At 65.5% G+C, this 2028-nt stretch carries 2 protein-coding genes; one reads left to right on the top strand and one right to left on the bottom strand.

Features of this window, described 5'->3' with window-relative positions; genetic code table 11:
• Positions 1-123: 123 nt before the first annotated feature.
• Positions 124-369: a hypothetical protein gene (locus A5622_RS14875; RefSeq protein ID WP_066879477.1), complete on the bottom strand. Its 246-nt coding sequence runs from the start codon at positions 367-369 to the stop codon at positions 124-126.
• Positions 370-423: 54 nt separating this feature from the next.
• Here A5622_RS14875 and A5622_RS29200 point away from each other — a divergent pair.
• On the top strand, positions 424-2028 hold a 1605-nt coding region (locus tag A5622_RS29200), incomplete at its 3' end, for a hypothetical protein (protein WP_156752962.1).

The raw sequence follows: 2028 nt of genomic DNA, 5'->3' as shown, positions 1-2028 counted from the left end.
GGCAATGATTCGTCGGGTAACGGACAGGCCGCACCGCCGCGTGATCAACGCCCGGTCGGTGTCCTTGAGGGTGGCGGTGAGGCGGTGCCGGCGGTGTCGGTGCGTGCGGCCTCACAATCGCCCTCACCAAATACCGGCGCCTCCCAGATGTCCGAGCAACACTCCCACGACGTTGTCGAGGTTAGCCGCGACGATTTGGTGAAGCCCGCGCCCCCCGCCGGTGATGGGGATGTGGAGGTTGGTGCTCATCGCGGCGGGCCGGTGCCAGCGTGGCCGGATCCTGGTGTCGATGTCCAGGATGTTGAACGGCGGGTCCTTGATACAGCCGGTGCGGGCCCGGTGGAGTTGGTGGTGACGATTGCCGGTCATGGGGGGTCGGGGGGTGTTCAGGCTCAACGGCTACTCGATCACCTAGTGCCACGGTTGATTGAGCAGTTCGGCAGTCGCGGGATCGCCCCTGAGCATCTCAGTGTGCATGTGCAGCGCCGCGCCGTGCAGGAGGCGGAAACCCCTGAGGTCAGTGAGCCCACGATTGAGGTGACCACACCCGAGCAGTCGCGGGTGCTCAGTGAGGACGAGCGCACGCTTGTTGAGGAGGTCAATCACCGGTTGCGGGCGCATAACCGGCCGACCAGGCCGGAACGGGTGTTGGCCGCACGCGCGCAGATCTTGGATGCTCAGCAACGAAGCGCGCCCGGGCCTCACGAGAGCGCCACTCAGTGGGCTGCTGACATCGCCGACTACCTCTATAGCGGCGGCCTGCACGGCGGGTTGCCCGGCGGGGCGCCTAAGTGGTGGAAACAAACCACCAAAGTTTTGTTCGGCCAGTCGGCGACATCGTCTTCATCGCGGCGCCAGCGCGACCGCCAACCCGCCCTGAGCGATCCCGCAGGACCCAGCGAACGCGGGGCGAACGCACCGGCGCTGGCGTCGGGGGTCGTGCGACAGCCAGTTGAATCGATGATCGAAAGACCGTTCGGCTCGGGGCTGGAACGCTCGGGATCGGCGTCACCGGATCCTGTGGCTGGGTCCGTTGGTGATGGTGGTCGCTCGCATGAGCGGCGCCAAACGTCGGCCGTGCCACTGGGCGATGGTGATCACCGCAGCGACGACGTGGCAGGGCCGCCACCATATGTGGAACTTCCGGCGTACCTAGATGCTATTCAGGACAGGCCTCCGCGGTACTGGCCCGATGGCCGGCCCCCTGGTTTTCAAGAGTTCGTTTCTCGCATTCAAAGCGGGCTGGCCGGTGAGTTCGGCGAGCTGGCGAACTATGTTGACGATCGGATCGGGCGCAGTTATGACAGGTTAGGGCTGGGCCCGCAGGCCTTGCCCGGCGAGAGGACCCCCGAACGAGGTCTGCTCGAGCAGAGGTTGTCTCGCGAGGTGGGTGAGCACCTTCGCGATTTTAGAGCAACGGTTGTCCGGGTCCGAGAATGGCTGCAACGGCTGCTGATCGAGCGCGGCTACACGCTGTCCAATGAGGCTGTTGAGGACGTCATTGCGCGCAGTTATTACCGTTCAAGGCTAAGCGAGCAAACCTTGCCCCGCGAGGGCACCCCGGAGCGGGGTGTCCTCGAGCAGACGTTGTTTCGCGAGGTGGATGAGTTCATTCGCGAGGTTGCGGCAAGGGTTGTCCGGAGGCAAGAAAGGTTGCAGGCCGAGTCCGGTGCGACCCGCAACCAGGTGCAACCGGCGCGTAGTGCCGGGCGATCCGAACGGCCTGAGGATGCGGAGTGGTTGGTCGCGGCCAGCAGTGATGGGGGGTCGCGGTCAGCGGAGCACCTTGAGTCCCGTGGCACCCATGAGGATGACAGGGCAAGCGACGCGTTAGTGCAGGCGCTGGTGGAGCGGGCGCGAGTGGTTGAGCTTGAGCGGGAGCGCTCGGGTCGCGGTCCGGTTGCCGAGGACCGGTTTGGTCCTGATCCGTTCGGGTTACGGGACCGCGATCCGAGTTTGACGCCGCAGTTGCTGCAAACGGTGCGCCTGGCCAGTGAGCCGACCGATCGGCTGGGCGGGTATTTCCGC

It is taken from the genome of Mycobacterium sp. 1245801.1 (assembly GCF_001673055.1).
GTDB lineage: Bacteria > Actinomycetota > Actinomycetes > Mycobacteriales > Mycobacteriaceae > Mycobacterium > Mycobacterium europaeum_A.
Note: the sequence above shows the minus strand (reverse complement) of the source record. Positions and strands in the feature narration are given on the sequence as shown.